This window comes from Sphingopyxis sp. Geo25, assembly GCF_949769135.1.
GTDB lineage: Bacteria > Pseudomonadota > Alphaproteobacteria > Sphingomonadales > Sphingomonadaceae > Sphingopyxis.
The window spans coordinates 1,092,696-1,119,460 of sequence record NZ_CATKOZ010000001.1 but is presented as its reverse complement, the minus strand read 5'-3'; the positions used below and the strand labels follow the sequence as shown (position 1 = coordinate 1,119,460).

Annotated in this window: 22 protein-coding genes; 14 read left to right on the top strand and 8 right to left on the bottom strand. The window is 62.2% G+C overall.

The window, feature by feature from the left end; all coding sequences use genetic code 11:
- Positions 1-1,035 (top strand): NAD-dependent epimerase/dehydratase family protein, encoded by a 1,035-nt coding sequence (locus QOL68_RS05565; RefSeq protein ID WP_282947667.1) that lies wholly within the window; start codon positions 1-3, stop codon positions 1,033-1,035.
- Here QOL68_RS05565 and QOL68_RS05560 read toward each other — a convergent pair.
- Positions 1,022-2,575, bottom strand: a complete 1,554-nt coding sequence (locus tag QOL68_RS05560) for a hypothetical protein (RefSeq protein WP_282947666.1) — start codon at positions 2,573-2,575, stop codon at positions 1,022-1,024. The two genes, QOL68_RS05565 and QOL68_RS05560, sit on opposite strands and share 14 nt — an antisense overlap.
- Positions 2,576-2,707: 132 nt before the next feature.
- Positions 2,708-4,519: a hypothetical protein gene (locus QOL68_RS05555; protein ID WP_282947665.1), complete on the bottom strand. Its 1,812-nt coding sequence runs from the start codon at positions 4,517-4,519 to the stop codon at positions 2,708-2,710.
- Between the two features lie 293 nt (positions 4,520-4,812).
- Here QOL68_RS05555 and QOL68_RS05550 point away from each other — a divergent pair, with 293 nt between their 5' ends.
- The 13 genes from QOL68_RS05550 (at position 4,813) to pseI (ending at position 17,381) form a co-directional block, all read left to right on the top strand.
- Complete coding sequence (locus tag QOL68_RS05550; RefSeq protein WP_282947664.1) at positions 4,813-5,379, top strand: sugar transferase; 567 nt, start codon at positions 4,813-4,815, stop codon at positions 5,377-5,379.
- Complete coding sequence (locus tag QOL68_RS05545; RefSeq protein WP_282947663.1) at positions 5,319-6,266, top strand: sugar nucleotide-binding protein; 948 nt, start codon at positions 5,319-5,321, stop codon at positions 6,264-6,266. The genes QOL68_RS05550 and QOL68_RS05545 overlap by 61 nt, the downstream gene beginning before the upstream one ends.
- Before the next feature lie 83 nt (positions 6,267-6,349).
- Positions 6,350-7,378 carry a UDP-N-acetylglucosamine 4,6-dehydratase (inverting) gene (pseB, locus tag QOL68_RS05540; RefSeq protein WP_282947662.1) on the top strand — a complete coding sequence of 343 codons (1,029 nt, stop codon included), beginning with the start codon at positions 6,350-6,352 and terminating at the stop codon, positions 7,376-7,378.
- Complete coding sequence (gene pseC / locus QOL68_RS05535; RefSeq protein ID WP_282947661.1) at positions 7,378-8,529, top strand: UDP-4-amino-4,6-dideoxy-N-acetyl-beta-L-altrosamine transaminase; 1,152 nt, start codon at positions 7,378-7,380, stop codon at positions 8,527-8,529. Before pseB ends, pseC begins: the two co-directional genes overlap by 1 nt.
- Before the next feature lie 11 nt (positions 8,530-8,540).
- Positions 8,541-9,395 carry an aldo/keto reductase gene (locus tag QOL68_RS05530; protein WP_282947660.1) on the top strand — a complete coding sequence of 285 codons (855 nt, stop codon included), beginning with the start codon at positions 8,541-8,543 and terminating at the stop codon, positions 9,393-9,395.
- 1 nt (position 9,396) lies between these two features.
- The gene (locus QOL68_RS05525) at positions 9,397-10,122 is read left to right on the top strand and encodes a cytidylyltransferase domain-containing protein (RefSeq protein ID WP_282947659.1); all 726 of its coding nucleotides are present in this window, start codon (positions 9,397-9,399) and stop codon (positions 10,120-10,122) included.
- Positions 10,123-10,185: 63 nt separating this feature from the next.
- Positions 10,186-11,406, top strand: coding sequence for an N-acetyl sugar amidotransferase (locus QOL68_RS05520; RefSeq protein ID WP_282947658.1), 1,221 nt, complete (start codon positions 10,186-10,188; stop codon positions 11,404-11,406).
- 8 nt (positions 11,407-11,414) lie between these two features.
- Positions 11,415-12,029 (top strand): imidazole glycerol phosphate synthase subunit HisH, encoded by a 615-nt coding sequence (gene hisH, locus QOL68_RS05515; RefSeq protein WP_282947657.1) that lies wholly within the window; start codon positions 11,415-11,417, stop codon positions 12,027-12,029.
- A 5-nt stretch (positions 12,030-12,034) separates the two neighbouring features.
- Positions 12,035-12,826, top strand: a complete 792-nt coding sequence (hisF, locus tag QOL68_RS05510) for an imidazole glycerol phosphate synthase subunit HisF (protein ID WP_282947656.1) — start codon at positions 12,035-12,037, stop codon at positions 12,824-12,826.
- On the top strand, positions 12,826-13,368 hold the full coding sequence (locus QOL68_RS05505) for a GNAT family N-acetyltransferase (RefSeq protein ID WP_282947655.1): 543 nt from the start codon (positions 12,826-12,828) through the stop codon (positions 13,366-13,368). The genes hisF and QOL68_RS05505 overlap by 1 nt, the downstream gene beginning before the upstream one ends.
- A gap of 36 nt (positions 13,369-13,404) precedes the next feature.
- A complete protein-coding gene (locus QOL68_RS05500; RefSeq protein ID WP_282947654.1) occupies positions 13,405-14,691 on the top strand; it encodes an aminotransferase class III-fold pyridoxal phosphate-dependent enzyme in 1,287 nt (428 codons plus the stop codon).
- Positions 14,692-14,708: 17 nt separating this feature from the next.
- Positions 14,709-16,217, top strand: a complete 1,509-nt coding sequence (gene pseG / locus QOL68_RS05495) for a UDP-2,4-diacetamido-2,4,6-trideoxy-beta-L-altropyranose hydrolase (protein WP_282947653.1) — start codon at positions 14,709-14,711, stop codon at positions 16,215-16,217.
- A 108-nt stretch (positions 16,218-16,325) separates the two neighbouring features.
- Positions 16,326-17,381 (top strand): pseudaminic acid synthase, encoded by a 1,056-nt coding sequence (pseI, locus tag QOL68_RS05490; protein ID WP_282947652.1) that lies wholly within the window; start codon positions 16,326-16,328, stop codon positions 17,379-17,381.
- Positions 17,382-17,393: 12 nt separating this feature from the next.
- On the opposite strand, the gene QOL68_RS05485 is transcribed toward pseI, so the two are convergent.
- The 6 genes from QOL68_RS05485 to QOL68_RS05460 all read right to left on the bottom strand — a co-directional run bounded on the left by QOL68_RS05485 (position 17,394) and on the right by QOL68_RS05460 (position 26,739).
- Positions 17,394-18,596 carry a hypothetical protein gene (locus QOL68_RS05485; RefSeq protein WP_282947651.1) on the bottom strand — a complete coding sequence of 401 codons (1,203 nt, stop codon included), beginning with the start codon at positions 18,594-18,596 and terminating at the stop codon, positions 17,394-17,396.
- Between the two features lie 5 nt (positions 18,597-18,601).
- A complete protein-coding gene (locus QOL68_RS05480) occupies positions 18,602-20,251 on the bottom strand; it encodes a hypothetical protein (protein WP_282947650.1) in 1,650 nt (549 codons plus the stop codon).
- A gap of 1,147 nt (positions 20,252-21,398) precedes the next feature.
- A complete protein-coding gene (locus tag QOL68_RS05475) occupies positions 21,399-22,367 on the bottom strand; it encodes a UDP-glucuronic acid decarboxylase family protein (RefSeq protein ID WP_282947648.1) in 969 nt (322 codons plus the stop codon).
- A 32-nt stretch (positions 22,368-22,399) separates the two neighbouring features.
- A complete protein-coding gene (locus QOL68_RS05470; protein WP_282947647.1) occupies positions 22,400-23,206 on the bottom strand; it encodes a glycosyltransferase family 2 protein in 807 nt (268 codons plus the stop codon).
- 56 nt (positions 23,207-23,262) lie between these two features.
- On the bottom strand, positions 23,263-24,384 hold the full coding sequence (locus QOL68_RS05465) for a tetratricopeptide repeat protein (protein WP_282947645.1): 1,122 nt from the start codon (positions 24,382-24,384) through the stop codon (positions 23,263-23,265).
- A gap of 144 nt (positions 24,385-24,528) precedes the next feature.
- Entirely contained in the window at positions 24,529-26,739 is a 2,211-nt protein-coding gene (locus QOL68_RS05460) for a GumC family protein (protein ID WP_282947643.1), read from the bottom strand.
- Positions 26,740-26,765: the final 26 nt, after the last annotated feature.

The window sequence follows — 26,765 nt, the reverse complement described above, 5'->3', positions numbered from 1 at the left end:
ATGGCTATCCTGGTCACCGGTATCGCAGGATTCATCGGAATGCATGTCGCGGCAAGGCTGCTCGCGCGCGGCGAGACCGTGATCGGCGTCGACAATTTCAACGATTATTATCCCGTCGCGCTCAAGAACGCCCGGATCGCGGAGCTCGAACGGCTCGGCGGCGACCGGCTGACCGTTCACGCCGCCGACGTCGGCGACGATGCGGCGCTGGTCTCCGTTCTGGGGCCTGTCGATTTCGACCGGATCGTCCATCTCGCCGCGCAGGCGGGGGTACGCTATTCGATCGACAACCCTGCGGCCTATGTCCGTTCGAACCTTGCCGGGCACCTCAACATCCTTGAACTCGCGCGTCATCGCAACGTGGCGCACCTCGTCTATGCCTCCTCTTCCTCGGTCTATGGCGCCAACAAGAGCATGCCTTTCAGGGTCGAAGACCGTACCGACCATCCGATCTCGCTTTATGCCGCGACGAAGCGCGCCGACGAATTGATGAGTGAAACCTACGCGCATCTGTTCCGCGTTCCGCAGACGGGCCTGCGTTTTTTCACCGTCTATGGCCCGTGGGGACGCCCCGACATGGCGCTGTGGAAATTCACGGCGAACATCCTCGAGGGCAAGCCGATCGACGTCTACAATCACGGCGATATGCAGCGCGACTTCACCTATATCGACGATATCGTCGACGGTGTGCTGCGCAGCCTCGATCATCCCCCGGCCGACGACGGCAAGGAAAAGGCGGGCGGCTTTACCACCCCGCACCGGCTCTACAATATCGGTAACAACAGGCCCGAGCCTCTGATGGATCTGATCGCCGCAGTCGAAGAAGCATGCGGACGAAAGGCAGAACTCAACCTGCTGCCGATGCAGGACGGCGACGTTCCCGCCACTTTTGCCGATATCGACGCGATCGGACGCGATCTCGGTTTCCGGCCGACCACGCCGATTGCCGTCGGAATACCGCAGTTCGTCAGATGGTATCGCGACATCTACCAGTCGCTAGGCGGGTCTACACCGGAGCGGACTATGCAACCCTGACGACGAGCAGCTTGAGTTCATTCACATCTACAGGATTATTGGCTGCGTCGAAGCAACGCAGACGAACCGAGTTGACCCCGGTCAAATCGCACCGCACATTGCCGGTGCCCTGGTTCGTCGTGGCGAACACCGAAAAGTCGTTCGCGGTCTGGGTGGATCGGGTCATCACGACGACATAGTCGCCGATACCCTTGCGTTGCACGGCGGCGACTCCGAATCCCTTCGTGATCCTGGGGGTTCGCGTGCCATCGATGTTCGCCGATGCGAGGATCGCTCCCTGCGCTGCCTCGGGCTCGTTCCGGATCGTCACGTCCGTATCGTAGGAAATCGTGCCGAGCCCGCCAGGACGATTGTCCTTCAGCAAGTTCACAGCCCCATTGCGACAGCAATTTCGCATCCGCAACGTTCCGGTGAAGCCGGGTGCGATTTCGACCAGGTTTGTAACGCCGCCTGCGGCATCAGCCCCGCTCAATCCTTCGATGAGATGGTCTCCGGCCCCGTCGATATAGACGCCCGTCACACAATTCTCGACGTGACTGGCATAAAGGCGCAGCGATCCGCTCAAGATATCGACCGCCCTGGGCATCGAGCGGTTATCCGCGCCGCCTCCGGCGACCGTGGTGGCAGAAATGACTAATTGAAACGCCTGCGCGGCGAGCATGTCGTGCAACCGGATGCCGGAGATGCAGCCGAGGGGCGAACCGAAGATCTCGCTGTCGGAAAAGCGGCAAAGCGCTGCGCCGCCGTCCATCCCGCGCAGTTGGACGCCGATTCCCCGGAATTTCTCTATCAGTACGCTCCGGAGGCCACCGCCTTCTTGCCACGCCTCGCTGTCCACACCGCCCAGCCCGGCGACATTGTTGCAATCGAGGGTGAGCTGCTCGATCGAATTATCGAACGAGCTGGCCTTGCCGTTCCTGACTGTCGTCATGAAAGGACCGGAATGGTCCGGCCCCGCCTTGATCTTCGATCCTCGCTTGTTCTGGCCGCGCAAAATTACCCTGTTTTCGAGATTGAATGGCGCCGACACAGTTAGCTGGCCACGGCCGAGCTGGATGCAGTGCCCCTGGACATCGCCGCGCCAGGCCGCTCCTTCGCCAATGGCCGCGACCAGCTGCTCACGATCGTCGCCCACAAACTGCGATGGCATGAGCGGCCCGCCAGCGATCCATTCTGACACGGTCTGGACGCGCAGGCCCGAACCAGCCTTGAGGCGGTTTCCAACCAGATCGCCGCCGTTGTTCCCCGATAACGACAGCAACGAAACCGGGCGATCATAGGGATCGTCGTCGAACACCACGCCCTGGCTGTTGGCGTTAACCACCTTGACGCGCAGGCCACCCGGATGGTCGTGATAGAAATGCGGTATCGGCGCACCGAATTGGACCGAGACGGGGTTCGCCAGTGCCTTGGTCAGCTCCGGGTCGGCGAACAGACGGACGAATGTCTCCGAACCCGCCTCGAACGCATGAATTTCCAGGTCACACGCCAGCCCCATGGCTTCCGCGATACGATGGGAAATATCCGAAACCTTGGCCAAATTCTTGCTCCGATCATCGGCTCGGACGGCCCGGACCTGCCCTTCTTACTACCGGATTTGCCCTGATCGGCAATTCCCCCTTCGAGACGACGCGGTGTCGGCACCACCGCGTCGTCCAGATAGGAAGGCGGCTTAGGTCACGACATCCAGCCGGATCGAGTCGAGCTGAAGCGTACCTTTCGCACGGCGGGCGGGGCGCGCCCGGGGGTTGATCTGTTGCGGGAACAGGACGACCAGGATCATCGACAAAAACGTCCCCTCCAGCGCGCGCCGGATCGGCGCCGTCGAATAAGTGTTGGTTCCGTCCGGGCCATTGCCACGCAATACGCTGGTCGCCAGCGGTTGCCAGAAGGCGTCGTCGGGGATGAAACGCACCGAGAAGTCGAACCATCCGCTATCGGCAACGGATGGCTTCAGATGCGGCCAGCTGATTCCGCTATCGGGACCGATGCCGAAGCCGGCCGCATCGCTGACCAGCCTGTCGACGCTGATATAATTCACCGCCTTCCCCGATCCGCCCGGCGAATCGTCGATGGTCTGAAAATGCCATGCCAGCACGGCGCCCGGTGGCAACTCGAAATCGACGAGCCGTAGCCGCGTGGTGAGAATGGCATTTTTGAGCGGCGTCGAACTGCTCAGCGCAGCGTGCCACGTCGGCTGCAGGACGAGCGGCAGTTGCAGGAAGCCGGGACCGGGCCAGACATGATTCGCGTCCCACCAAAGGCCGTCGTTCCCTGACAGATCCTTCTCGATGTAACCTTCGGCATTCCAGTCATACGCGATATACTCCTCGGTGAGCGCTTCTCCTCCAAGGCGGGCGCGATACATGCCGGCATCGACGTCGGTTGCGAAATCGTGGTCAAAGAGCGTGGTGCGCGGGATAGCATCGAACGCTGCGAGATTGTCGTCGCGCCAGCGTTCGCGAAGCGAGAGCGTCGCTTGCTCCGCGATTTGGGCCGCGACGAGCGCCTGCCGCTGGCCGACGTCTTCAGCCGGATCGAGGATGATCCAGTAGGGCGCGCCGCCGGCGTCGTCGGGATCGCCAGCTTCGACATATTGCAGCGTGTAAAGCTGGCCGGCCTGAATGCGGCCAGCGACCGGCACCCCACCGTTTAGTTCATATACCGGGAGCGCAGGCGCGCTGTTTACCTGCAACGACAGGTGCGATGCCGTCTGGGTGCCGTTGAAGCGCGCCAGGTACAGCTGTTTGTTGTCGGGCAGATAATCGAGATTGCGGGTCCGCGTCACATAGGCATTGCCGCTGCTCGACTCCGTGTCGGTCAGGATGATCGGGGGCGACGTGTGCGCCTTAGCCGGCGAGACGACACTGAAGATCCCGCCGAACGCGGTGCGATATTGCAGCGTGACATAGTGCTGCGCCTTTAGCTGTTCGCGATCGATAAGCTGGCCGGCATGGTCATAGACGGGAACCGGCGCGCCGCCGTTGAGCGCTACCGTCGGAACGTTGACCGACGGACCGGGATAGGTCGAGTTCAGCTGGAACCGATACAGGCGATAGATATCAGGCGTCGTTTCCGTACCATAGGCCGTCTGAAGCGAGATCTGCGAACCGGTCGAGGCCGTAACCCCGCAATAGACGACCTCCTGCCTCTTCATATTGTCGAGTTTCGTTTCGATTGCGGCGAACTGGCCGTCGACCGCTTCGACGAGATCGTTGACCGCTGTCGACAGGGCGTTCGCAATCCACGGCGCTTCGATCCAGTCGGTCGCCGAGAGATCCCAGGCATAGAAGCCGTTGGCGGTATCATCGGGATCGTCGTTGTTGTTCCAGACATAGCTGAGCGTGCCGTTCGGCTGGGTCGTATCGGCGTCGCGCGCTCCGACGGTCTCATAGCGCTGGAATCCGAAGGCGGCTGACGAAATAAGCGCCAGAATGTCGTTCATATCGACCCGCGCAAAGCTGTCGGGCGATCCGGTTTTCACGGCCAGCAATTTGGCAAGCGCCAGATCGGCGGGGGAAAGAATAGGTGCAGTTGCGGCTTCACATGACATTCGATTCTCCTTGAGAAAGGACGAAGGATCATCGTCCCGAAACCGTCATGGAACCGTCACGGAAAGTAGGAAATAGGCCGACAATCCTATTTTAGCTGCCTATTGAACGCCGCAGCGGGTCAGATTGCATGGCCGCCGTATCAAATGGTTGTGCGCTGTCCGGGGAGCCCTTATGAGCGACGTCATCGCGTCCTCCTCCTCTCGATCGCCGCCCGACTGACCCCATGAAACGCCTGTTCGATGTCCTGCTCGGTCTGGCTCTGGCTCCCGTTGCCGTCATCGCGTGCCTCGCCGCCGCGATTCCCATCGCGATCGAAGCGAAAGCCTCGCCGCTGTTCTTCCAGACACGCCTCGGACTGCGCGAGCGTCCGTTCCGTTTGCTGAAGTTGCGGACCATGCACGTCGCCACGCCCAGCGTCGCATCGCATCAGGTTGGCGCCGCCAGCATCCTCGTTACGGGCCGCCTCTTGCGCCGCCTCAAGATCGACGAGCTGCCGCAAATCTGGAACGTTCTCAACGGGACCATGTCCTTCGTCGGCCCGCGACCGGGGCTTCCGAACCAGGTCGAATTGACCGAAGCGCGACGAACGCAGGGCGTATTCGACCTCGTTCCCGGCATCACCGGCGTCGCACAGATTCGCGGGATAGATATGTCGACCCCGGACAAGCTGGCGCTAATCGACAAAAGCTACGACGGTCCTTGGTCGCTCGCGCAGGATTTGCGGATCCTGTGGGCAACCGCGACAGGCGCCGGGTCGGGCGATGCCGCATCCGGGCCGCAAAGCCGATGACCCGCGACCGGTATCTGGTGGTCGGCGCCAATGGCGAGCTCGGGCAGGCACTGCTGCGCGAGCTGGGCCCCGAAAGAGCCATTGCCGCGACGCGGAAGGCGGACACGCCGCTGCCAGGCTTCGAACATGTCCGAATCGGCCAAGACGGCACTCCGCCTGCCGGGACTCTCGCGCGCTGCGCGGCTGTCATCAATGCTGCCGGCAGCGCAACGGGCGACAAACCGACGCTACAGTCGGCGAACATAGATCTTCCCCGGGCGATCGCGCACGCCGCGAAAGATGCCGGCGTTCCCCGGCTGGTTCAGGTCAGCAGCTTTTCCATTCTCGGCGCGGCCGAGCATATCGACGATCGGACTGTCGAGCGACCGATCAATGCATATGGCCGATCGAAGGCCGCGGCCGAGCATGTCCTGCTAGGAAATTCCGATGACGCATTTTCGGTCGAATGCGTACGATTGCCCTTTTTGTTTTCAGCGGCTAAGCCTAGCCTGCTGGCTCCGCTTTTATCGCTGGCAACCCGGCTGAGGCACCTGCCGGCCGCTTCGGGACACCCCGTTCGGCGCTCCATGATCACCTATGCCGACGCCGCGCGCCAATTGGCAAATGCCGCGCGGTCGGGGACAGGCGGAATATCTTTCGCAGCCGATCCCCGGCTTTTCGACTATGACCTTCTCGGCGTGGTGCTGGTTGAGGAGGCTCGTATGAGGCTTCGTATCGTCTCCCTACCGCGGATCGTCGTCGCCGGCGCCGACCGGCTCTTCCCCGCGATCGGGCGTCGGCTATTCCGATCGAGCGTCCTCGACCCGCGGGCAAATCGCGCCGGCAACCAGCCGTTGGGCCTTGAGGACGAACTGCGCAAACTGGTGCGATCCACATACGGCTCTTAGACGCCGCGGCTTGGCGACAGCTGCCTCGACAAGCCAAATCCTGTCGGATATGGGCGGCCCCCTGCAAAACCTTAAGGACGTTTATGACCCCGTTCCAGCTTGACGACGCTTCGATATTTCTCACGGGCGGCACCGGCTCCTTCGGCAAGGCTTTCGTTCGGCACGTCGTCCAGACCGCGAAGGCCCGGCGACTGGTAATTTTTTCGCGCGATGAACTTAAGCAGTTTGAAATGGCGCAGGAGTTTCCCGAATCGAAATATCCTTTCCTCCGCTATTTCATCGGCGATGTCCGTGATGTCGACCGCGTCCGCCGGGCAATGGAGGGCACCGATACGGTCATTCATGCCGCCGCGCTTAAACAGGTTCCAGCGGCGGAATATAATCCGTTCGAATGCATCAAGACCAATGTCATCGGCGCCCAGAACATCATTGAAGCCTGCCTCGACCTGGGCGTGAAGCGCGTCGTTGCGCTTTCGACCGACAAGGCGGCAGCACCGGTCAACCTCTATGGTGCGACGAAGCTCTGCTCGGACAAGCTGTTCATCGCCGCCAACAATATACGCGGTAGCCGCGACATCCGCTTCAGCGTGGTCCGCTACGGCAACGTCATGGGCAGCCGCGGTTCGGTCATTCCTTTCTTCCTCGGCCGCCGCGACCACGGCAGCCTGCCAATCACCGACCCGTCGATGACGCGTTTCAACATCTCGCTCGACGGCGGTGTTTCGCTGGTGATGTGGGCTCTAAATCATGCCGAGGGTGGTGAAATCTTCGTACCCAAGATTCCGTCCTATCGCGTCACCGATGTCGCAACCGCGGTCGCGCCGGCCGCGAAACAGGAAATCATCGGTATTCGTCCTGGTGAAAAGATCCACGAGGAAATGATCACCGCCAGCGACAGCCCCAACACTGTCGATCTCGGCAGCTATTTCGCCATCCTGCCGCCCGGCGACCCCGACGCGATCGACCGCTATTGCGACCGCGTGGGCGCCAAACTGGTTCCGGCGGGCTTCTCATACGACAGTGGCACGAACGAGGACTTCCTGTCGGTCGACGATATCCGCAGCCTAATCCAGCAGCATGTCGATTCCGCCTTTGCCGTTGACGGTCAGTAATGCGGCCTATCCCCTATAGCCGGCAGGAAATTAGCGACGCCGATATCGCGGCGGTTGTCAATACCCTCGGGTCGCCGTTTCTTACCCAAGGACCGGCGGTCGCGCGTTTCGAGGCCGACTTCGCGGCGCTCCACAGCGGCAACCACGCGGTCGCGGTGTGCAACGCGACTGCCGCGCTCCACCTCGCCTGCCTCGCGCTCGGCGTCGGCCCGGGCGATATCGTGTGGACGTCGCCGATCAGCTTCGTCGCATCGGCCAATTGCGCCCTCTATTGCGGCGCGGATGTCGATTTCGTCGACATCGACCCGGTGACCCGCAACATGTCGGTCGGCGCGCTCGCAGAACGGCTCTCCGCTGCCGAGCGCGACGGCCGGCTACCCAAGGTCGTGATCCCTGTCGATTTCTCCGGCCTGCCCTGCGACCTCAAGGAAATCCGGTCGCTCGCCGACCGCTATGGCTTCAGGATTGTTTCGGACAGCTCGCACGCCGTCGGCGCCACTTATCGCGGCGAACCGATCGGCCGCTATGCCGACATCAGCGTCTTCTCCTTTCATCCGGTGAAGATCGTGACGACCGGCGAAGGCGGACTGTGCCTGACCGACGACGCAGCACTCGCCAACCGCATACGGCTGTTGAGCAGCCACGGGATCACCCGCGACGCCGCGCAGATGCAAAGCGGTGGCGAGGGCGCCTGGTATTACGAGCAGATCGATCTCGGCTTCAACTATCGCATCACCGACATTCAGGCCGCGCTGGGCAGCTCGCAACTGACGAGCCTCGACGAGAAATTTCGTCGCCGGGACGATGCCGCGCGCCGCTACGACGACAAGCTCGCCGGGCTCCCTCTGAAGCTTCCGGTTCGACCGAACGATCGGCAATCGGCGCATCACCTATACGTCGTGGAAGTCGCCGACAGCACCTCGCGGGGCGACGTCTTCGCCGCACTGCGCGCCGACGGGATACTGGTGAACGTCCACTATATCCCGATCCACCTCCAGCCCTATTATCGGGCGCGCGGCTTCGCGCCCGGCGATTTTCCGGCCAGCGAGGCCTATTATGCCGGCGCGATCACGCTTCCGCTGTTTCCGTCGCTCGACCCGTCCGAACAGGATTATGTCGTCGATCGACTCAGCCGCGCGATCGGCGCCTGACGGCAAAATCCATGGAACTCGCGCTCGGTACGGTGCAGTTCGGCCTCGCCTATGGTTTTGCGGGTGGCAACCACCCTGTTTCGGAATCTGAAGCGCGGACCATATTGGCAGCGGCCTATGAAGGTGGCATCCGTCGCCTCGATACTGCGCCGGCCTATGGCGACATCGAAGAACGGCTCGGCGCGCTCTGCGGGCGGCTGGATTTCAGCATCGTCTCGAAGATTCCGGCAATGCCCGAAGGACTCGACAGCGCCGAGGCGGTGTCGTGGCTGCGCGCATCGGTCGACCTCAGTCGCCGGCGGCTAGGCGACCGGCTGTGCGGGATCATCTTCCACGACGCGTCACTGCCGATCGGGCCCCATGGCGCCGCGCTCCGCGAGGCCTTGGCCGACACGTTGGCAGGAAGCGGAATCCGCGTCGGGGCATCGCATTATTCAGCGGAAACGCTGCCCGGCGCAGCACTATGGCCGGACCATGTTATGGCTCAATTGCCCGGCAACGCCTACGATCAGCGCATCGACGGCCTCGCCGAAGCGCTTACGGACACCGAGGTTTCGATGCGCTCGGCGTTCCTGCAAGGCCTGCTCCTCGTTGACCGCGACCGGGCCGTCGCGCGCGTGCCCCAGGCGGCAGGCTGGCTCGCCCGCTGGGACCGATGGTGTGCGGAAGCCGGCCTATCGCGCCTCGCAGCTGCCTTGGCCGTTACGAAAAGCTTCGATACGGTCGATTATTGCCTCGTCGGCGTCGACAGCACGGCGCAGTTGCGCGATATCGTCACGGCGTGGAATGCGACATCGGCGATCGAGGCCCCCGAACTGGCGGGCGACGACCCGCACGTTCTTGATCCCCGGCAGTGGCGGAGCTGACATGTCCGATACCGTAGCGCTCATTCAGGCCCGCATGTCGAGCAGCCGCTTGCCTGGAAAGGTGCTCGCCGATCTCGGCGGCCTGCCGATGATCTGCTTCATGGCCGACCGCGTCCGTCGGGCTCGGGGAATCGACCTGGTCGCGGTGCTGACCAGCGACGACCCATCTGACGATCCGCTCGCGGCCGCAGCGGAGGCCCATGGCGTACCGGTAGTGCGCGGGCCGCTGAACGACGTTCTCGCACGCTATGTCGTCGGCGCCGACGTCTTTGACGCCAGGACCATTCTCCGGCTGACCGGCGATTGCCCGTTGATCGATCCGGCCCTGATCGCACAAGTGGTCGCGTTGCATCGGTCGGCCGGGGTCGACTATGCCAGCAATGTCGACCCGCCCGGCTTTGCCGACGGGATGGACACCGAATGCTTTACACGCGACCTGCTCGACCGCGCAGACCGGCTCGCCGTTTCGGGGCCCGAACGCGAACATGTGACGCTCTGGATGCGGGCGCCGGAAAGCGGTGCGTCGCGCGCAAACCTGACGGCCGCCGTCCCCGCTTCGCATCTGCGGCTGACCGTCGACTATCCCGACGATCTGGCGCTCGTTCGCCGGATCGTCGGGGCGCTGGGCGGCGAATGCGATTATTTCGACATTTTGCGGCTACTGCAACAGGATGCCGGCTTGCTGGAAGCCAACCCGCACGAACGGAACGAAGCCTTGAAAAGCTGATATCGGCTGTCTAGAGAACCGCCAACTGCCCTCCCCGCACCCCCATATTCCGGAGACTTTCCGATGCAACGCTGCAGCAAATGTGGCCTCCCCGAAACCCACGAAACCATCGCCTTCGACGACGAGGGCGTGTGCAACGTGTGCCGCCAGATCGAATTCAAGGAAAACCGGATCGATTGGGCCCAGAAGAAGGGCGAACTCGACGCCCTGATCGCCGAGCATCGCGGCAAATACGACTATGACTGCATCGTGCCCTTCAGCGGTGGCAAGGACAGCACCTGGACGCTCTACTATCTGGTGAAGGAATATGGGATCAAGCCGTTGGTCGTCCGCTTTGACCATGGCTTCTTCCGTCCCGGCCTCGAGGAAAACACCAAGAAGGTGTGTCGCGAGCTCGGCGTCGACATCATGACCTTCACCCCGAACTGGAAGGTCGTGCAGCAGCTGATGCTCCAGTCCTTCCTCGAAAAGGGCGATTTCTGCTGGCATTGCCACACCGGCATCTTTTCCTACCCCATGTGGGTTGCGCTGGAGAAGAAGGTTCCGCTGATCTTCTGGGGTGAGCCCTCGTCCGAATATACCGCCTATTTCAGCTACGAGCAGGAAGAGGAAGTCGACGAGAAGCGGTTCAACCGCTACGTCAATCTCGGCATCAGCGCCGACGACATGTTCGTGCGCCTCGGCGGCAAGGTCGACCCGCGCGATCTCAAATGCTTCTCATATCCGCCGCTCAAGGACCTGCGCGCGCTCAATTATCGGTCGGTCTGCCTCGGCTCGTACATTCCGTGGGATGTGCCGAAGCAGTCGAAGATCATCATGGACGAACTGGGTTGGCAGGGCGACGAGGTCGAGAACGTCCCTCCGCAATACCAGTATGAGAAGATCGAATGCCAGATGCAGGGCGTTCGCGATTACATCAAATATATCAAGCGCGGCTACACCCGCCCGTCGCATCTGGTGGCGATCGACGTTCGGCAGGGCAATATCACCCTGAACGAGGGGCAGCACCTGATCGACGAGTTCGAAAACCGCCGTCCGCCCAGCCTCGACAATTTTCTGAATTTCGTCGGCCTCAGCGAGGCGGAATTCAACCGCATCGCGATGGAGCACATGGTCTCGCCCTATCAGCACGATCCCGACGCGGTCCGCCCGGGCAAGAAGACCCACGATTTTGAACGCTGGTCGCGCGTCGGCGCGATGCCCAAGGGGGTGCGGGACGAAATGCTGGCGCGCTACGAAATGCGTACCGGCAAATCGTTCACCTTCGCCGACGACGAGGCCTGAGCGCCCTGATGACCGTTGTCGGCATCATCGATTATCGCGCAGGCAACATCCGGTCGATCCGAAACGCTTTCGAGCATATCGGTTGCGAGACGCGTCTCGTCACAGACGCGGCCGAGCTGGACGGCGTCAGCCATGTCATCCTGCCCGGCGTGGGCGCCTTCGCCTTCTGCATGCGACGGCTTTCCGAAAGCGGGATGCTGCCGGCGCTGGAACAATGGGCGCTTGTCGAACATCGCCCACTGCTCGGCATTTGCGTCGGAATGCAGTTGATGGCCCGCCGCGGGCTCGAGCTTGGCGATCATGAAGGACTGAACTGGATGGGCGGCAAGGTGCTGCCGCTGATCGCCAATGGCGCCCGGGTGCGCGTCCCGCACGTCGGCTGGAACGACGTGATGTTCGACGAGCCGTTCGGGGCCTTCGCTGCAGGCAGCAAGGCCGATTTCTATTTCGACCACAGCTTTGCCTTCTTCGATCCCGAGTTCGGCGAGACGATCGGCCGTTGCACCCATGGCCAGGATTTCGCCGCGGTCATCCGCCGCGGCAATGTCGTCGCGGCACAGTTCCACCCCGAAAAGAGCCAGGATGCCGGCATCCGGTTCCTCGAAGGCTTCCTCGCGCTGTAATCGCCATGCTGAAGAAACGCCTCATCCCCAAGCTACTGATCCAGCACCGCCAGATCGGTTCGATGGTTCGGCCGGTGCTCGTCACGACGCGCCAGTTCGATCAGTCCTTCGACGTCGGCGACCCCGTCTCGCAAGCGAAAATATATCAGGCGCAGATGGCCGACGAGCTCATCGTCCTGAACATCGACCGGACCCCGATCGGTTCCGACGAGCTTCTTCTCGGGATCATCGAACGGCTCGCCAGCGAAACCTTCATGCCGCTCGCCGTGGGCGGCGGCGTTAGCAGCGCCGAGGACTTCGGTCGGCTGCTCGACCACGGTGCCGACAAGGTGGTGATCAACACCGTCGCCGCGGAGAATCCGGACATCATCGACGCCGCGGCCGGGCAGTTCGGTGCGCAATGTGTCGTCGTCTCGATCGACTATCGCCGCGACGACGACGGCACCCCGCGCGTCCATACCGACCGGGCCTCGCGCCGCACCGAGCGCAGCGTCGTCGAATGGGCGCACGAAGCGGCGCAGCGCGGCGCGGGGGAGATCGTGCTGGTCGACGCCGACCGCGACGGCACGGGAAAAGGGCTCGATTGCGCGCTATGCGCTGAAGTCGCCTACAGCTTGCCCATTCCGGTCATCCTTTCGGGCGGCTGTGGCATCGCAAGCCATTTTTCGGACGGCGTATTGGACGGCGGTGCGGAGGCGATCTCCGCTGGCACCTTTTTCGCGTTTCGCGATCAGAACCCGATCCAGACCCGCTCGCACGTCCGCAACAGCGGCATCGACATCCGCATGGAAACCTGATGCGGATCGATTCGGCACCCCATTGGGAAAATGACGTCGTACGGCTCGCCGTTCTGACCCCCGAAGATGTCAGCGACTCCTATGTCGCCTGGCTCAACGACCCCGAAATCAATCGCTATCTCGAAAGCCGTTTCGTGGTCCATGATCACAACGGTGTTGCCGCCTATATCGAATCGATGCTGGCCAGCCCGGCATCGCTGTTCCTTGCGATCCATTCGAAGGCGCTCGGTCAGCATGTCGGCAATATCAAGATCGGACCGATCGACCGCCATCACGGACTGGGCGAGATCGGCCTGATGATCGGTGCGCGGGCCGCCTGGGGGCGCGGCATCGCGACTCATGCCATCGCGGCGGTCGCCGACATCGGCTTCCGCGACCTCGGGCTGCGCAAGCTCACCGCGGGCTGCTATGCCGACAACAAGGGCAGCCAGATCGCGTTCGAACGCGCCGGTTTCATGGTCGAGGCCATTCGCCGCGCGCATTTTGTTTCGGACGGACGCCTCGAGGATCTCGTGCTGCTTGCCCGCTTCGCCGACAATTGACGGGTCATCGGCCCGACCACGACAGGAGTATCGACAATGCGCCATTTCGACCGTTCGGAAGCCATGCTTGCCCGGGCGGAAAATGTCATCCCGCTGGGAAGCCAGACGTTCAGCAAAAGCCGAACGCAATTCCCGGTCGGCGTGTCGCCGCTCTACCTCGATCGAGGCAAGGGCAGCCACGTCTGGGATGTCGACGGAAACGAATATGTCGATTTCATCAGCAGTCTCTGCTCGGTAACGCTCGGCTACGCCGATCCTGACGTCGACGGCGCGGTTCGCGACCAGCTCGATCGCGGCGTCATCCTGTCGCTTCCAGCTTCGCTGGAGGCCGAAGTCGCCGAGCTGATCTGCGAGATGGTGCCGTGCGCGGAAAAGGTCCGGTTCGGCAAGAACGGCTCTGACGCGACCTCGGGCGCCATCCGGATCGCGCGCGCCTTCACCGGCCGCGACCATGTGGCCGTCTGCGGCTATCACGGCTGGCAGGACTGGTACATCGGCACGACGGCGCGCAATCGCGGTGTGCCGGCGGCGACCCGCGAGCTCTCGCACCCGTTCCTGTACAATGACCTCGCATCGCTTGAACGCGTCTTTGCCGAATGGCCGGACCATATCGCTGCGGTGATCCTCGAACCGATGAACATCGAATATCCGGCGCCCGGTTTCCTCGAAGGAGTGCGCGAGCTGGCGACGCGGCACGGCGCAATTCTCGTATTCGACGAGACGATCACGGGCTTCCGCTATGCCAACGGCGGGGCGCAGGAACTCTTCGGCGTCATGCCCGATCTCGCGACATTCGGCAAAGGGCTGGCGAACGGCTACCCGGTATCGGCCGTCGCCGGGCGCGCCGACGTGATGCAGATGATGGAAGAGGTCTTCTTTTCCTTCACCTTCGGCGGAGAACTCCTGTCGCTAGCCGCGGCGAAGGCAACGCTCGAAAAGCTGAAGCGCGAACCCGTCGTCACGCGGATCGGCGCGCTCGGCGAAGGATTGAAATCCGCGGTGCGTTCGATCATCGACGAAACGCAGATTGCGCATGTCCTCGACATCAAGGGCCATCCGAGCTGGTCGTTCCTGACCATCAGCGACCAGCCCGGCGCGAGCAGCTTCGCGATCAAGACCTGGCTGATGCAGGAATGGCATCAGCGCGGCATTCTGAGCTACGGCACGCACAACCTCAGTTTCGCGCATGGCGACACGGATCTCGCGGCGCTGCTCGACACCTATCGAGTATTGTTCCCGCGGCTCCGAGACCTGCTTGCCGCCGGCACGCTCCTCGAAGCGCTGCGCTGCCCGCCGCTCGAACCCCTCTTCAAGGTTCGCTGACCGGATCGGAGCAGGCCGTGCAGATCATCGTCCGTGCCGACGCATCTCCCCGTATCGGGATCGGCCATGTCCGCCGGTGCCTGACGCTCGCACGGGCGCTTCGAAAATTCGGCGCTGATGTCCGGTTCGCGGTCCAGGAATGGGGCGCTGACCTTGCGCCGCTTCTCGCCGAATTCGCCGACGGCGCACTGCGCCTCCCTTCGCCCCTCCCGGAACAGGATGCCGATCCGGTAAGCTGGCTCCCGCACGGGCAGGTCCATGATTTCCAGGAGTTGCTGGCAGCACTCGCTCGCGGGCGGCCGGACTGGATCATCGTCGATCATTACGCGCTGGATGCCGAATGGCACGATCTGGCCCGCTACGAACTCGGTTGCAGAATTCTGGTGATCGACGATCTCGCCGATCGTCCGCTCCGCGCCGACCTCGTCGTCGACCCCAACTGGGATCGCGATCACCGGACCAAATATCGCGATGTGGTCGGCGAGGCCGAGTTACTCGGCGGCCCGCACTATGCCCTGATCGATCCGCGCTACGGGACCGGCGAGCCTCACGAACAATCGAACGGCGTGGCATCGATAGGCCTGTTCATGGGCGGGACCGACCCGGCCCGCGCGACGGTCCCCGTTCTCGAAACGGTGCGAGCTGCAGGGTTCGGTGGCAAAATCGGTATCGTCACGTCGGGGATGAACCCCAACATTGCTTCGATTCAAGCTGCCGCCAGCACCGACGGTGACGTCGAAGTCGACGTAGACCTTCCCGATCTCACGGCCTTTTTTCGGCATCACGACCTCTTCATTCTGGCGGCGGGCGGCACCACGTGGGAACGCATGGCCAGCGCCGCTCCAGCCATCGCGGTCATCACCGCGGAGAACCAGCGCGAGATCGCCAACCAGCTTGCGGACGAGGGTCTCCAGTGGCTGGTACAGGCCGGCGACTGGGCGTCGCTGCGCGCAATGCTGCCTGCGATCCTCGCCGATCCGGACGGCCGACTGGAGCAGGCCCGGCGCTGCCGAAAACTCGTCGATGCCAGGGGCGCGGAGCGCGTGGCGGCGGCTTTGCTGACCCTCGACGATGCTTCTGTGACGACGCGGCGGGCGACACGCGACGATGCGGCGGCCATCCTCGCGTGGCGTAACGATCCCTATGTCCGTGCGGTATCGCGCGACGCTCGTATAATCGAATGGGAGGCGCATCGTGCATGGTTCGAACGCATCGCCGCGTCGCCGGACCATCTCCTGCTGATCGCGGAGAAAAACGGCGTTCCGATCGGGGTCGTCCGATTCGATCGCCTTGCCGATCGGCACTACGAAATTTCACTCTATCTCAACCCGATCGTCACCGGCCGGCGGCTCGGCCTTCCGATGATTAGGGCGGCACAGCAGGCGCTCAGCCGCAAGGAGGGGCGCGATCTCGTCATTCTGGCCGAGACATTGCCCGGAAACGCTGTTTCGCAGCGCCTGTTCCGCAATGCCGGCTATGCGCAGTCAGGCGATCGCTTCGAACTACAGCTTCTCTTCCGGCCCTGAGCGATGCTTGTCCCGCCGTTCGGAGCGGGATAGGGAGCGGTCACCCCCCGCGGCGACCGCGAGCGCGACGCCTCACCTTTTTGATATCTGGATAACAGGAATAGCGAGATGAAAATTGGCAACCGGGAGATTGGTGCGGGTCACCGCCCCTATTTGATCGCCGAAATGTCGGGCAACCATAACAACTCGCTCGACCGCGCGCTGGAAATCGTCGACGCTGCCGCCGCGTCGGGCGCCGATGCGATCAAGCTGCAGACCTATACCGCCGACACGATGACGCTAGACCTGCACACGGCGGATTTCATCATCGACGACCCCAAGAGCCTGTGGAACGGGCGCAATCTCTATGACCTTTATGATGAGGCGCATACGCCGTGGGACTGGCATGCGCCGATCATGGAGCGGGCAAAATCGCTCGGGATCGCGTGCTTCTCTTCGCCCTTCGACCATAGCGCCGTCGACTTCCTCGAAACGCTCGACGTGCCGGCCTACAAGATCGCTTCGTTCGAACTCGTCGACATTCCGCTGATTGAGCGCGTCGCAGCGACTGGAAAACCGATGATCATGTCGACCGGGATGGCAACCGTGGCCGAGATCGGCGAAGCCGTGCTCGCCGCGCGGCGCGCGGGCGCCCAGGACATCATCCTGCTCAAATGCACCAGCACCTATCCTGCCGAACCGATGAACACGAACCTCGCCACCATTCCGGCGATGCGGCAGACTTTCGGATGTGAGGTCGGCCTGTCGGATCACACCATGGGCACGGGCGTTTCGGTCGCTTCGGTCGCGCTCGGTGCGCCGTTGATCGAAAAGCACTTCACCTTGGCGCGCGCCGACGGCGGCGTCGACAGCGCCTTTTCGATGGAACCCTCGGAGTTTCTAGCCTTGCGCGTCGAATGCGACCGCGCTTGGCAGGCCATCGGTGGGATCGCCTTTGGCGGCACACCGGCCGAGGACGGCTCGCGCATCTTCCGTCGCTCGCTCTATATCGCGAAGGACATGCAAGCAGGTGATATGCTGACGGCCGAGAATCTCCGCGCGATACGGCCCGGCTACGGCTTGCCGCCGAAGTTTCTTGCGACTCTGATCGGCAAGCCGGTGGCGCGCGCAGTTTCGGCCGGCACGCCCGCCAGTTGGTCGCTGTTCATACCCATCGAAGATTGATCGCCGCGTCCGTCATCCGCGGCTGGCGGAAAAGCTACGGGCGACGAAGATCCGCACGATCAGGAACCACAGGCACGCCGACAGCGCCGACAGAACAGCGACACCGGGATCGTGCGGTCCGGCCATCCCGACCAGTGCAATAAAGCCGGTCACCGCAACGCTGTTTGCGATTGCTAGCGACGAGTAACGATTGGTAGCCTGGAGCATGATCGAATAGGGATTGAAGAAGAAGATCAACGCGAGGACGGTCACAGCCAATCCGGTCGAATATTCGGTGGCGATACCATAGATCAACATATTGAGCTGCACCGCCAGATAGCCGCCCGCGGCGACCGTGAAGATTACGATCGGCACCGCAAACCGCTCATAATATTTCGCGCGGGCGAACAGGGCGGACCGATCGGCTTCCGACATGCGGACGACCATCCGATGGAAGTGAACGCCCAACAGGAACGCTCCCTGCGCCGCGATCATCTTGGGTAGCAGCAGTTTGGTCAGAATGCCGAGCTGCTCCAGCGTTAGCGCCGCTACGCCGAACAGGCGCTCTTGGTTGAAGAACAGCATGCCCGATGCGGCGGAAGCAATCGCGGTCAAGCCGAGCTTGAAATGCGCGGCGAAAACCGCCGGCACTTCGCGGGCGGTCGTCCAGCGCAGCTTCAATATCCCGACGTGCCAGGCATAGAAGAGCAGGATCGGCAGCGCGACCACCTCGCCCCATAGCGCCATCTTCGCAAGCGGCGGCGTGAAGAAGCCGAGGATCACGATGTCGAGGATGACGACAATCGACTTGATGAAATAAGCAATCGGATGCGTAAAGCTGCTGCGCGACGACCGGCACGCCGACAGCACCATCATGTTGGACGCGGCGCAAAACAGCGTCAGAAAGATCGTGACGAACGCGAACAGCGAAATTGCAGAGGCGATGGCCGCTACGGTCGCCGCGCTTGCGAGCAGCAGCCCCATGCCCGTAAGGAAGAACAGGCCGATCCTGCGACTTTGCCTCGACACGCGACCGGGATGGAAGAGCGGCTGGTTATAAATCAGCTGGGAAAAGCCCAGCGCGCCGAACTCGGTGAACAGGGTCGCGAGGAGCAAGATCGTCGAAACCGCGCCGAAGTCGGTATTGCCGAGCAGAAAGGACAGTATGATAATGCGAAGCGCGTGGATGACTGTGGCCATCGCAAGCAACAGGGTCGACGAGAAGAAATACTGCATCCCGCCTATCGATCGCCGTATTTGAGCAGCGCACGCGCCTTCTCTACCAAGGTCGGTCGCCGCTCGATCGGAGCGCCAACCGGCGCTTCGTTCTTTCCGGGGGACATCAGGGTGTCGAATTCGAGCTGGCGCACGATATCGCCGAAATCCCCGCCCTCGAACGCCTGTTGCTCGCCGGACGATACCGCCTTCAGGTGATTGACGAATGTCGGCGCGACCCGGTCCATGGCGTGGATGAACTTCACGATCTGACGACGGCGCGTCGCGTCATCAGGCAGATCGATTGGCTGGCCGGGGCCAAGTAACGTCGGGCAGACACCAGCAGTCTGATAGGTGCTGACCGCTAGCGATATCACCGGTTTGCCGCGCCACACGGCCTCCATGACCGAACTTCCGGCGTTCAGGACAACAAGGTCGGACGCTTCGATCAGCGTCGATGTGTGGATTGCGGAGGTCGGCTCGACGTAGCGAATTCCCCGCCGCGCGCAATAGTCGCGATAATGCTCGTCGGCCCGATTGCCAAAGCTTACACCGACTCGCTGCGCCCATATCGGATGGCCGCGGATCAGGAAATCCTCGAAGGGGACATCGAGCGCCGACTGCAGATAGTCGATCGCCTCGAAATTATCGACCCATTCGACCCGCCAGTCGCTGTGCCCCCAGATTTCGTAGTTGCTCGAGGGAAGAACCAGCACCTTCGGCGCTTTCCCGATCTGGCTTATGAGGTCCGAGTAATTTCCTTCGCCGCGCTTCTGGAAATCGCGCCACTCGTTGCTGCCGGTCCGGTGGACACGCCCCGCGATGATCCGCTCGGCGCGGACCCGATCCTCTTCGGCGAGTTCGGAATCGCCGACGATTCTACACATGTCATGAATATGACGTAGCCCCAGGCAGTTCTCGCGGGGCAGCAGCATCAGCCCGTCGCCAAACCACGACCGCTCGTAGGACATGAAGTCGACGCCGCAAGCCGTCGCCGCATCGACCACTCCCTTGAGTATGTCGATACGACCATTGAAGAGGAGGATCAGGTCGACGTTGCAGCTCTCGATCCATTTCACGGCCGAGTGATAGCCAGCCCGATACGCGTGCAGCAGGCCGCGTCCGCCGATATCCGGACTGACGTCGCTTGCCACCTCGGCTCGAACCAGCGCTGCGCGGTTGGAGATTATTGCCTGTTCTTCGCCTTCGACTGGAATGTCCTTGGTCGACCAGTCGATCGCGAATTGCCGGTGCGAACGCGCTTTCGCGCTGCGCCCCAATCGGCATTTGACACAATGGTCGACCGATCCGAAGCCGACCGTCTGATATTGCTTATCGTAGCATTTCTCCAGCGACCCGTTGCAGACGAGTTCGCTGGTTTCCGCGCCATTGTCGCTGGCCAGCGTCAACAAATAGTCGCGCTGGAAGGCGTGGGGGCGCCACGGATAGATTTGGACGACCCCGACATGCCGATACTGCCGTCTGTCCGAGGCTTTGTTCATCTTCCGGCCTCGCGGGCCGGGAGCTCTTTCAGGAAGACGAGTTCGAAACCCAGCGCCCGCGCGAAAATCGACGCGGCAGCAATGGCCGAGATGGCCATGATCGACAGGAGAAGCACCGGCAGATTGGCAGGACTGATCAAAACGCACAGCAGCAGCGCCGCAGCGATGTAGCAAAAGGCAACCCGGCCAAAGAACAAATTTCCCGCGCGCATCGCCCGCTGAAACAGCCCCAGCATGAAGCCCAGCAATGCAAATCCGATAGCCATGGCCAGATAACCGAAGTCGTAGACCACGCTTGCCGCGGCCGGGATGAAATATCCGTCATAGTCGGTCGCGGTGAGTTGATAGCCGAACCTGCTCAGGAACATGTCCTGAAAACCCGAAAAGGCGGTCGATACGCCCGGATTGACGTCGACAATGATGACGTTGCCCACCCACGCCACATGGAAGGCGTACAGAAGGACGGCGGTCCCGAAATTTGAAACATCGTCAACGCTTTCCAGTCCGCTCGAATAGGGGATCGAATAGCATTGCGCCATGATCTCGATCGCTGGTTGCGCGAGGTGGATGCAGAGCTGGCTCAGATAGTCGCCAGCGCTCGCCGCGCCAAATGCTGTCGCGCGCAGCGCGAAGATCGCACCGAACAGAATCGCCACGACAATGCCGCCGACGATGAGCCGGGCTCTCGTCAGAAAGCTAGGCAGCCGCGGCAGACCGATCGCGCCTCGCCCAAGCATCGCCGCCGCAGCTACGGCGACCGCAATCAGCAGCGCAGTGCGCCCGCCCGTGATATAAGTCAGACCGAGCATTCCGGCGATCACGAGCCCAAGAACGATGAAGCGTTCCCGCCCCCATTTTTCCCAGTCGAATATCATATTGATGAGCGGAAGATACACGGCCGCCGAGAAAATATTCCCCGCGACGCTGATCAGGCCGCCACGTTCACCCACGCGGTTGAATTCGGCGCGGGCGGCCGCGATCCCCAAATTGACATAGTCGATACCGCGAATCTCGGTCCGGTCGTAAAACATGGCCCACAGGCCGAGCAGAGCAATCACAGCCACGATGATATTGAACAGAGCCGAGGTCGGCCGCCTGTTGGCCCTATCGACCGACCGCAGCGAGGCGACGGTATAGCCGCCCAGCGCTGCGTAGCTCGCACCGGTCAGCAGAAGGACAAAACCGATCGCCCAGAATTTGAACATCAGCCCGGTGTAGAGGGCCGCAATAAGCGCAAAGCCGATCGTAAACCAAACGATCGACAGCATCGGCGACCGCATCGCAGAGCCTCCCAGTACAGGTATGGCTTCGCGCCCCATAGTCACGCGCTCTGACGTTCGCTTACCAGCGACCGGAAATACTCGATCGTCTTGCCAAGCCCGTCCTCAAGCGCGATCGTCGGTCGCCAGTCGAGCAGCGAGATCGCCTTGCCGATATCGGGCTTGCGCTGCATCGGATCGTTGACGGGCAGATCCTTGAAGACCAGCTCAGCATCGGCGCCAACCATCTCGACGATCTTTTCGGCCAGCTGACGGATCGTGAATTCGCCCGGATTGCCGATGTTAATCGGCCCCGTAACATCGTCAGGCGAATTCATCAGGCGGATCATGCCTTCGATCAGGTCGTCGACATAGCAGAAGGAACGCGTCTGCGAACCGTCCCCATAGATGGTGATGGGCTGGCTGGTCAGCGCCTGCATGATGAAATTGGATACGACACGGCCATCCTCGGGATGCATTCGCGGACCATAGGTGTTGAAGATGCGCATGACCTTGATGCGAACGTTATTCTGTCGATGATAATCGAAGAACAGCGTCTCAGCGCAGCGCTTTCCTTCATCATAGCAGGATCGCGGGCCGATCGGGTTCACATTGCCCCAATATTCTTCGGTCTGCGGATGCTGTTCGGGATCGCCATAAACCTCCGACGTAGATGCCTGGAGAATCTTGGCTCCCGTCCGCTTCGCGAGGCCTAGCATGTTGATGGCGCCATGGACGCTGGTCTTCGTCGTTTGCACCGGATCATATTGATAATGCACGGGCGACGCCGGGCAGGCGAGGTTATAGATTTCGTCGACCTCGACGAAGAGGGGAAAGGTCACGTCGTGACGCATCATTTCGAAGTTCGGCTTGCCGAGAAGATGAGCGACGTTCGCCCGGCGGCCGGTAAAATAATTGTCGATGCCCAGCACCTCATGCCCCTGTGCGACCAGCCGCTCGCACAGGTGGCTGCCGAGGAATCCGGCGGCCCCGGTAATCAGTATCCTTTTGGAGTCGTAGGGGGTCGTCATTTCATATTCTCCATAGCGTCGACACTTCGCCGTCAAAGCTCGCGCCGGATCGCGCGCATCCAAGCCGAGGTGCCCACATACAAGACCCAGTGGATCGGACGCAGAATTTTGAAGAGCGCACCCTTCCCGCGCCGCTCATAATCGTCGCCGATCATGTTCAGCGCCTTGCGTATCATCATCGTCTTGCTCGCCGAGATCGATGTCGGAAGCTTCCGATAGTGCACGAGCGGCACGCCCACCCGCACGGCGCGCCCGCCGCTTTGGGTGATGCGAAGCCACATATCGAAGTCCTCGACCGCGATGTGCGTTCGCGCGGGGTTGAACGGACCGGCCGCCTCGAGCGCCGAGCGGCGTGCGACGACACTGGAAAGTGCAATCCAGTTCTTAAGCAACAAGCGCGCGTGAGAGATTTCCGAACGCGGGGCGGCGCCCGACGGCGGCGCGACGACAACGCGTTCCTCGCCGTCATGAAAATCCCGGACGACTGCCGATATGACGTCGGCCCTCGTCTCTTCAGCGACGGTCAACTGCGTTTCCAGCTTGTGGGCGACCCATATGTCGTCGGCGTCGCAGAACGCGACATATTCACCGGACGATTTCTCGATCCCCAAATTTCGCGGTCCTGCGGGCCCGCCGAAATTGCTTGGCGAGCGATGGTAGAAAAATCGGTCGTCCGCAGCGCAAAAGGCCTGCACGATCGCGGCGGAGCTGTCGGTCGAACAATCGTCGACGACGTGGACGTCGAAGTCGCTGAACGTCTGACCGCCGATCGACTGCAGCGTCTCGCCGATATATTCTTCGGCATTATACACTGGGACCACAACCGAAACGCGGGGCATGTACCATTCCATCTAGATACGGCCAACGGCCAACAAAACCCGGAAATTCGAAGCGATCAGCGCGACAGACCGATTTCGGACAGAACGACCCGCGTCGGATCGCGGCGCATCGCTCCGTCGACGATCATCTCGATCTGCGCCGCGCCACAGCCAGCGGGGAACGGAACGCGAAGGACGGTTCCGTTGGGCGTCTCGAGCAGGTTCCGGCTCTGGATCGAAGTCTTCGCCGCGCGCCCTAAGACACAGGTTACGCGCCAGAACGCCGCAGCTCCGTCGCCCCCGACACCTTCCTTCTTCCGGAATCGCAGCGCCTGCCCCTCGGATTTCAGGAACACCGCCTTACTTGCCGCAACGCCGCGCACGTCGGTCATCGCGAAGAACTCGGCCTCGTCGGGACCGAGCATCGCAGCCCCCCGATCCGATCGCGAACCGAAGTCCCAGATCACAGGCCGGTAACCCTTGGGGTCGACCGCCGAGCGAAGACTGACGTCGTAAAGATCTCCCACTCGCGCACCCGGCAACTTAACATAGACCTTGCGCATCAGGTCATATTGCTGCTCGCCCGCAAGGCGGTAAACGAGCGAGGCGTAGCTGCCCTCGAGCCGCTGGAGGCGAGGCGCTTCGCGCAATGAAGCCACCAGTTCGCCAAGCGGCGCCATGCTGGGCGATCGCTCCACCGCGACAGCGAAGAAACGCTCGATCCATGGTGTATCGGCGACGATCATCGGTTTGATCGCAGCGCGCGCTTCGGGAAGCGCCAGCGCCACGGCCAATCGTTCGAGCAGCGGCGTCGTCGCTTCCGGGCTCGTTCGCAGCAACACGTCGATATGACGCAGGGCGTCGCCGATCCTGCCCTGCCGTCCGCGCCGATCAGCAAGCCACAACTGCGTCGCGCCGTCACGCCGCGACAAGCGGTCTGCCATGACCATCTTGGCCTCCGCCCGGTCGATACGTCCGCCTGCGATGTCGGCAAACGCCAGCATCCGCAACGCGCGGGGGTTCAACGGTGATTGGCGCAGCGCGGCTTTTGCCACCCGCACCGCTGCCGCCTGATCTTTGAAACCCGGCGTGACCTGCTTTTTCTCGAACGTGGACAGTCGCGACCGCACCGGATCGAAACCCGCCCCCATCGTCGTATCGGGCATCAACCGAAGCCCGACGCCGACCCTTGCGTTCATAAACGCAAGCCAGGCAAGGCCCAGCGCAACGATGGCAGCCAACAACGCCAACGGCGTCAGGCCCTGGCGAATCGCAGCGAGCAACGGCGCGATGCCGTCCCCCCTATCCGACCGCTTGCGAAACGAATATCCCTTCCGCACCGATCAGTTTTCCTCGGTGTCGGCTTTGTCCCGTCCGTCGGAGCCGTAGCCGTAGCCGTAGCCGTAGCCGTAGCCGTAGCCCGCCTGGTTGACGCGATATTTGGTAAGCACGACGCCGAACACGCGAGCGTGCGCTTCGGCAAGTCGGCGCAGCGCCAGCGTCGCTCCGCGTGCGGGGGTCCGCTGCGATTCGACGACATAGACCACCCCTTCAACGGCATTCGCCACAAGCGGTGCGTCGGCAAAGCCGAGCATAGGCGGGCTGTCGACAATCACATGGTCGAAGCGCTTGCGGAGCTCGACGATCAACTGCTCCAGGCGTCGGCCGCCCAACAACTCGGCAGGATTCGGCGGCTGAGGGCCCGAAGCCATGAAGCTCAGATTGGGATGCTCGGTCGGCTGGATGAGGCCGTCGAGATTGTCGTCCCCGGCCAGATAGTTGCTCGTACCGAACTTGTTCTCCGCGTCGAAATATTTGTTGATTGTCGGCTTGCGCAAGTCGGCGTCGATCAGGATGACCTTCCGCCCGATGCGGCCGAGGATCGTCGCCAGCGCAAAACTCGTCGTCGACTTGCCCTCAGAGGGCGACGTACTCGTCGTCATGAGGGACTGCGGCACGCCATGATCGGTCGAGAAGCCAAGGTTTGTTCGAACGGTGAAATAGGCGTCCGATTGGGACGATTTCGGATTGGCCAGCAGGTCGCGAACATTGCCATCCTCGAACATCGGAACCGCGCCAAGGAGCGGGAGGCCGAGGCGCTGGCGAACCTGGTCGGGTTCGCGAAGTCCCTCATCGAGATTTTCGAGGACGAACACTGCCGCTGCAGCAAGGGCGATGCCAGCAGCCAACGCCATCAGGATATTGACGATGAGCCGCGGCGAGGACGGACGTTCGGGAACCGACGCGACGTCGACCACCGAGATATTGTTCGCGCCGACACCTGCTACGCCGATCTCCTTGTAGCGCTGCAGAAGACCATCATAGAGCTGGCGGTTGGTATCCGCCTCGCGCTGGTAGATATTGTACTGGATGCTATCGCGTTGCTCTTGGTTGAGCTGGCCGAGCAGCTTGTCGAGACGAGCTTTCAAGGCGCCTTCGCGCTTGGCGGCCGCCTCGTAGTTGGTGACATAGCTCTCAACCGCACGCCCTTCCTGGGCCGCGATGCTGCGCTTAAGCGAGTCCGCCTTTTCGCGCAGGGCTTTCGCTGCCGGATATTCGGGCTCGAACTGCACCAATGCGCGGGAATATTCGCTTTCGGCCTCCGCAAGCTGCTTCCGCAACTCGTTGAGTGCCGGGTTCTGGAGCGCGGCTTCGTTGGCGCGCCGCGCGCGCGCCGCGTCGAGCTTTCCTTCGGCATCGACGCGAGCGACCGTCGCCTGCGCGAGCGCGTTGCTGATCTGACGGACGTTGCTGCCCGCCAGTGTATCCATGTTACGGGTCGGCCCGTCGGACGACTCCTGCGGCAAACGAACGATCCCGCGACGCGAAGCGTAGTTCACCAAATCTCGCTCGGACTGTTCCACCCGCTGGCGAAGACCGTCCAGCCGCGTTTCGAGGAACCGCCGTGCGTCGGTGGTCGATTCGAACCGTCGGTCCATGCTCTGCGCGATGAACTGCTGCACCCACGCATTGGAAATCTGGGCCGAAAGCGAAGGCGACGCGCTCGAATAGCTGACGTCGACGAGCGCCGAGCTGCGGATCGGATTGACCGCGACATGCTCGAGCAGCGTTTCCACGACAAGATTCTGCCGCTCCGCCAGCGCAGCACTATCGAGCGGACGGTCGCCGCCGATATTCAACAAGGCGCCTCCCTCGGGTTCGATCCCGTGCGCAGCGAAAAAGGCTTCGTTCCGGGGCAGGTTGAGCTGGCGCGACACGCGTTCGGCCAAGGAGCGCGCCTCAAGCAACGAATATTGCGTGAAGTAGAACTCGAGGTCGCGGCCGGTTTCTTCCGATTCCACGCCCTGCACGTTGGTGATGCGCTGCTGCTGGCGCGAAATCTCGATGCGCGAGGTCGCCGAATATTGCGGCGTCGCGAGCAATGTCGCGAGAATCCCGACGACGATCGAACCGATAACGATGCTGAGCACGACCCAGCGATGGCGCAGCGCCATGCTCCAATATTGGAGCACCAGCGGCGGCTCGGCCGTTTCCGCACCGGAATTCGGCCCCGCAGTCTCGTTACCGGGCAATTCGAAGGGGATTCGATTCATTGACATGCTCATTCAGAAGGGGCCAC

What these genes read in the sequence shown, in the direction of transcription:
- QOL68_RS05520 (WP_282947658.1), top strand. Translation starts at nt 10,186, where the DNA reads ATGCAACGCTGCAGCAAATGTGGCCTCCCCGAAACCCACGAAACCATC.
- QOL68_RS05485 (WP_282947651.1), bottom strand. Translation starts at nt 18,596, where the DNA reads ATGCAGTATTTCTTCTCGTCGACCCTGTTGCTTGCGATGGCCACAGTC.
- QOL68_RS05470 (WP_282947647.1), bottom strand. Translation starts at nt 23,206, where the DNA reads ATGCCCCGCGTTTCGGTTGTGGTCCCAGTGTATAATGCCGAAGAATAT.
- QOL68_RS05475 (WP_282947648.1), bottom strand. Translation starts at nt 22,367, where the DNA reads ATGACGACCCCCTACGACTCCAAAAGGATACTGATTACCGGGGCCGCC.
- pseC (WP_282947661.1), top strand. Translation starts at nt 7,378, where the DNA reads ATGCGGCCTATCCCCTATAGCCGGCAGGAAATTAGCGACGCCGATATC.
- QOL68_RS05505 (WP_282947655.1), top strand. Translation starts at nt 12,826, where the DNA reads ATGCGGATCGATTCGGCACCCCATTGGGAAAATGACGTCGTACGGCTC.
- QOL68_RS05465 (WP_282947645.1), bottom strand. Translation starts at nt 24,384, where the DNA reads ATGAACGCAAGGGTCGGCGTCGGGCTTCGGTTGATGCCCGATACGACG.
- QOL68_RS05460 (WP_282947643.1), bottom strand. Translation starts at nt 26,739, where the DNA reads ATGAATCGAATCCCCTTCGAATTGCCCGGTAACGAGACTGCGGGGCCG.
- QOL68_RS05565 (WP_282947667.1), top strand. Translation starts at nt 1, where the DNA reads ATGGCTATCCTGGTCACCGGTATCGCAGGATTCATCGGAATGCATGTC.
- QOL68_RS05550 (WP_282947664.1), top strand. Translation starts at nt 4,813, where the DNA reads ATGAAACGCCTGTTCGATGTCCTGCTCGGTCTGGCTCTGGCTCCCGTT.
- pseI (WP_282947652.1), top strand. Translation starts at nt 16,326, where the DNA reads ATGAAAATTGGCAACCGGGAGATTGGTGCGGGTCACCGCCCCTATTTG.
- QOL68_RS05530 (WP_282947660.1), top strand. Translation starts at nt 8,541, where the DNA reads ATGGAACTCGCGCTCGGTACGGTGCAGTTCGGCCTCGCCTATGGTTTT.
- QOL68_RS05500 (WP_282947654.1), top strand. Translation starts at nt 13,405, where the DNA reads ATGCGCCATTTCGACCGTTCGGAAGCCATGCTTGCCCGGGCGGAAAAT.
- hisF (WP_282947656.1), top strand. Translation starts at nt 12,035, where the DNA reads ATGCTGAAGAAACGCCTCATCCCCAAGCTACTGATCCAGCACCGCCAG.
- hisH (WP_282947657.1), top strand. Translation starts at nt 11,415, where the DNA reads ATGACCGTTGTCGGCATCATCGATTATCGCGCAGGCAACATCCGGTCG.
- pseB (WP_282947662.1), top strand. Translation starts at nt 6,350, where the DNA reads ATGACCCCGTTCCAGCTTGACGACGCTTCGATATTTCTCACGGGCGGC.
- QOL68_RS05525 (WP_282947659.1), top strand. Translation starts at nt 9,397, where the DNA reads ATGTCCGATACCGTAGCGCTCATTCAGGCCCGCATGTCGAGCAGCCGC.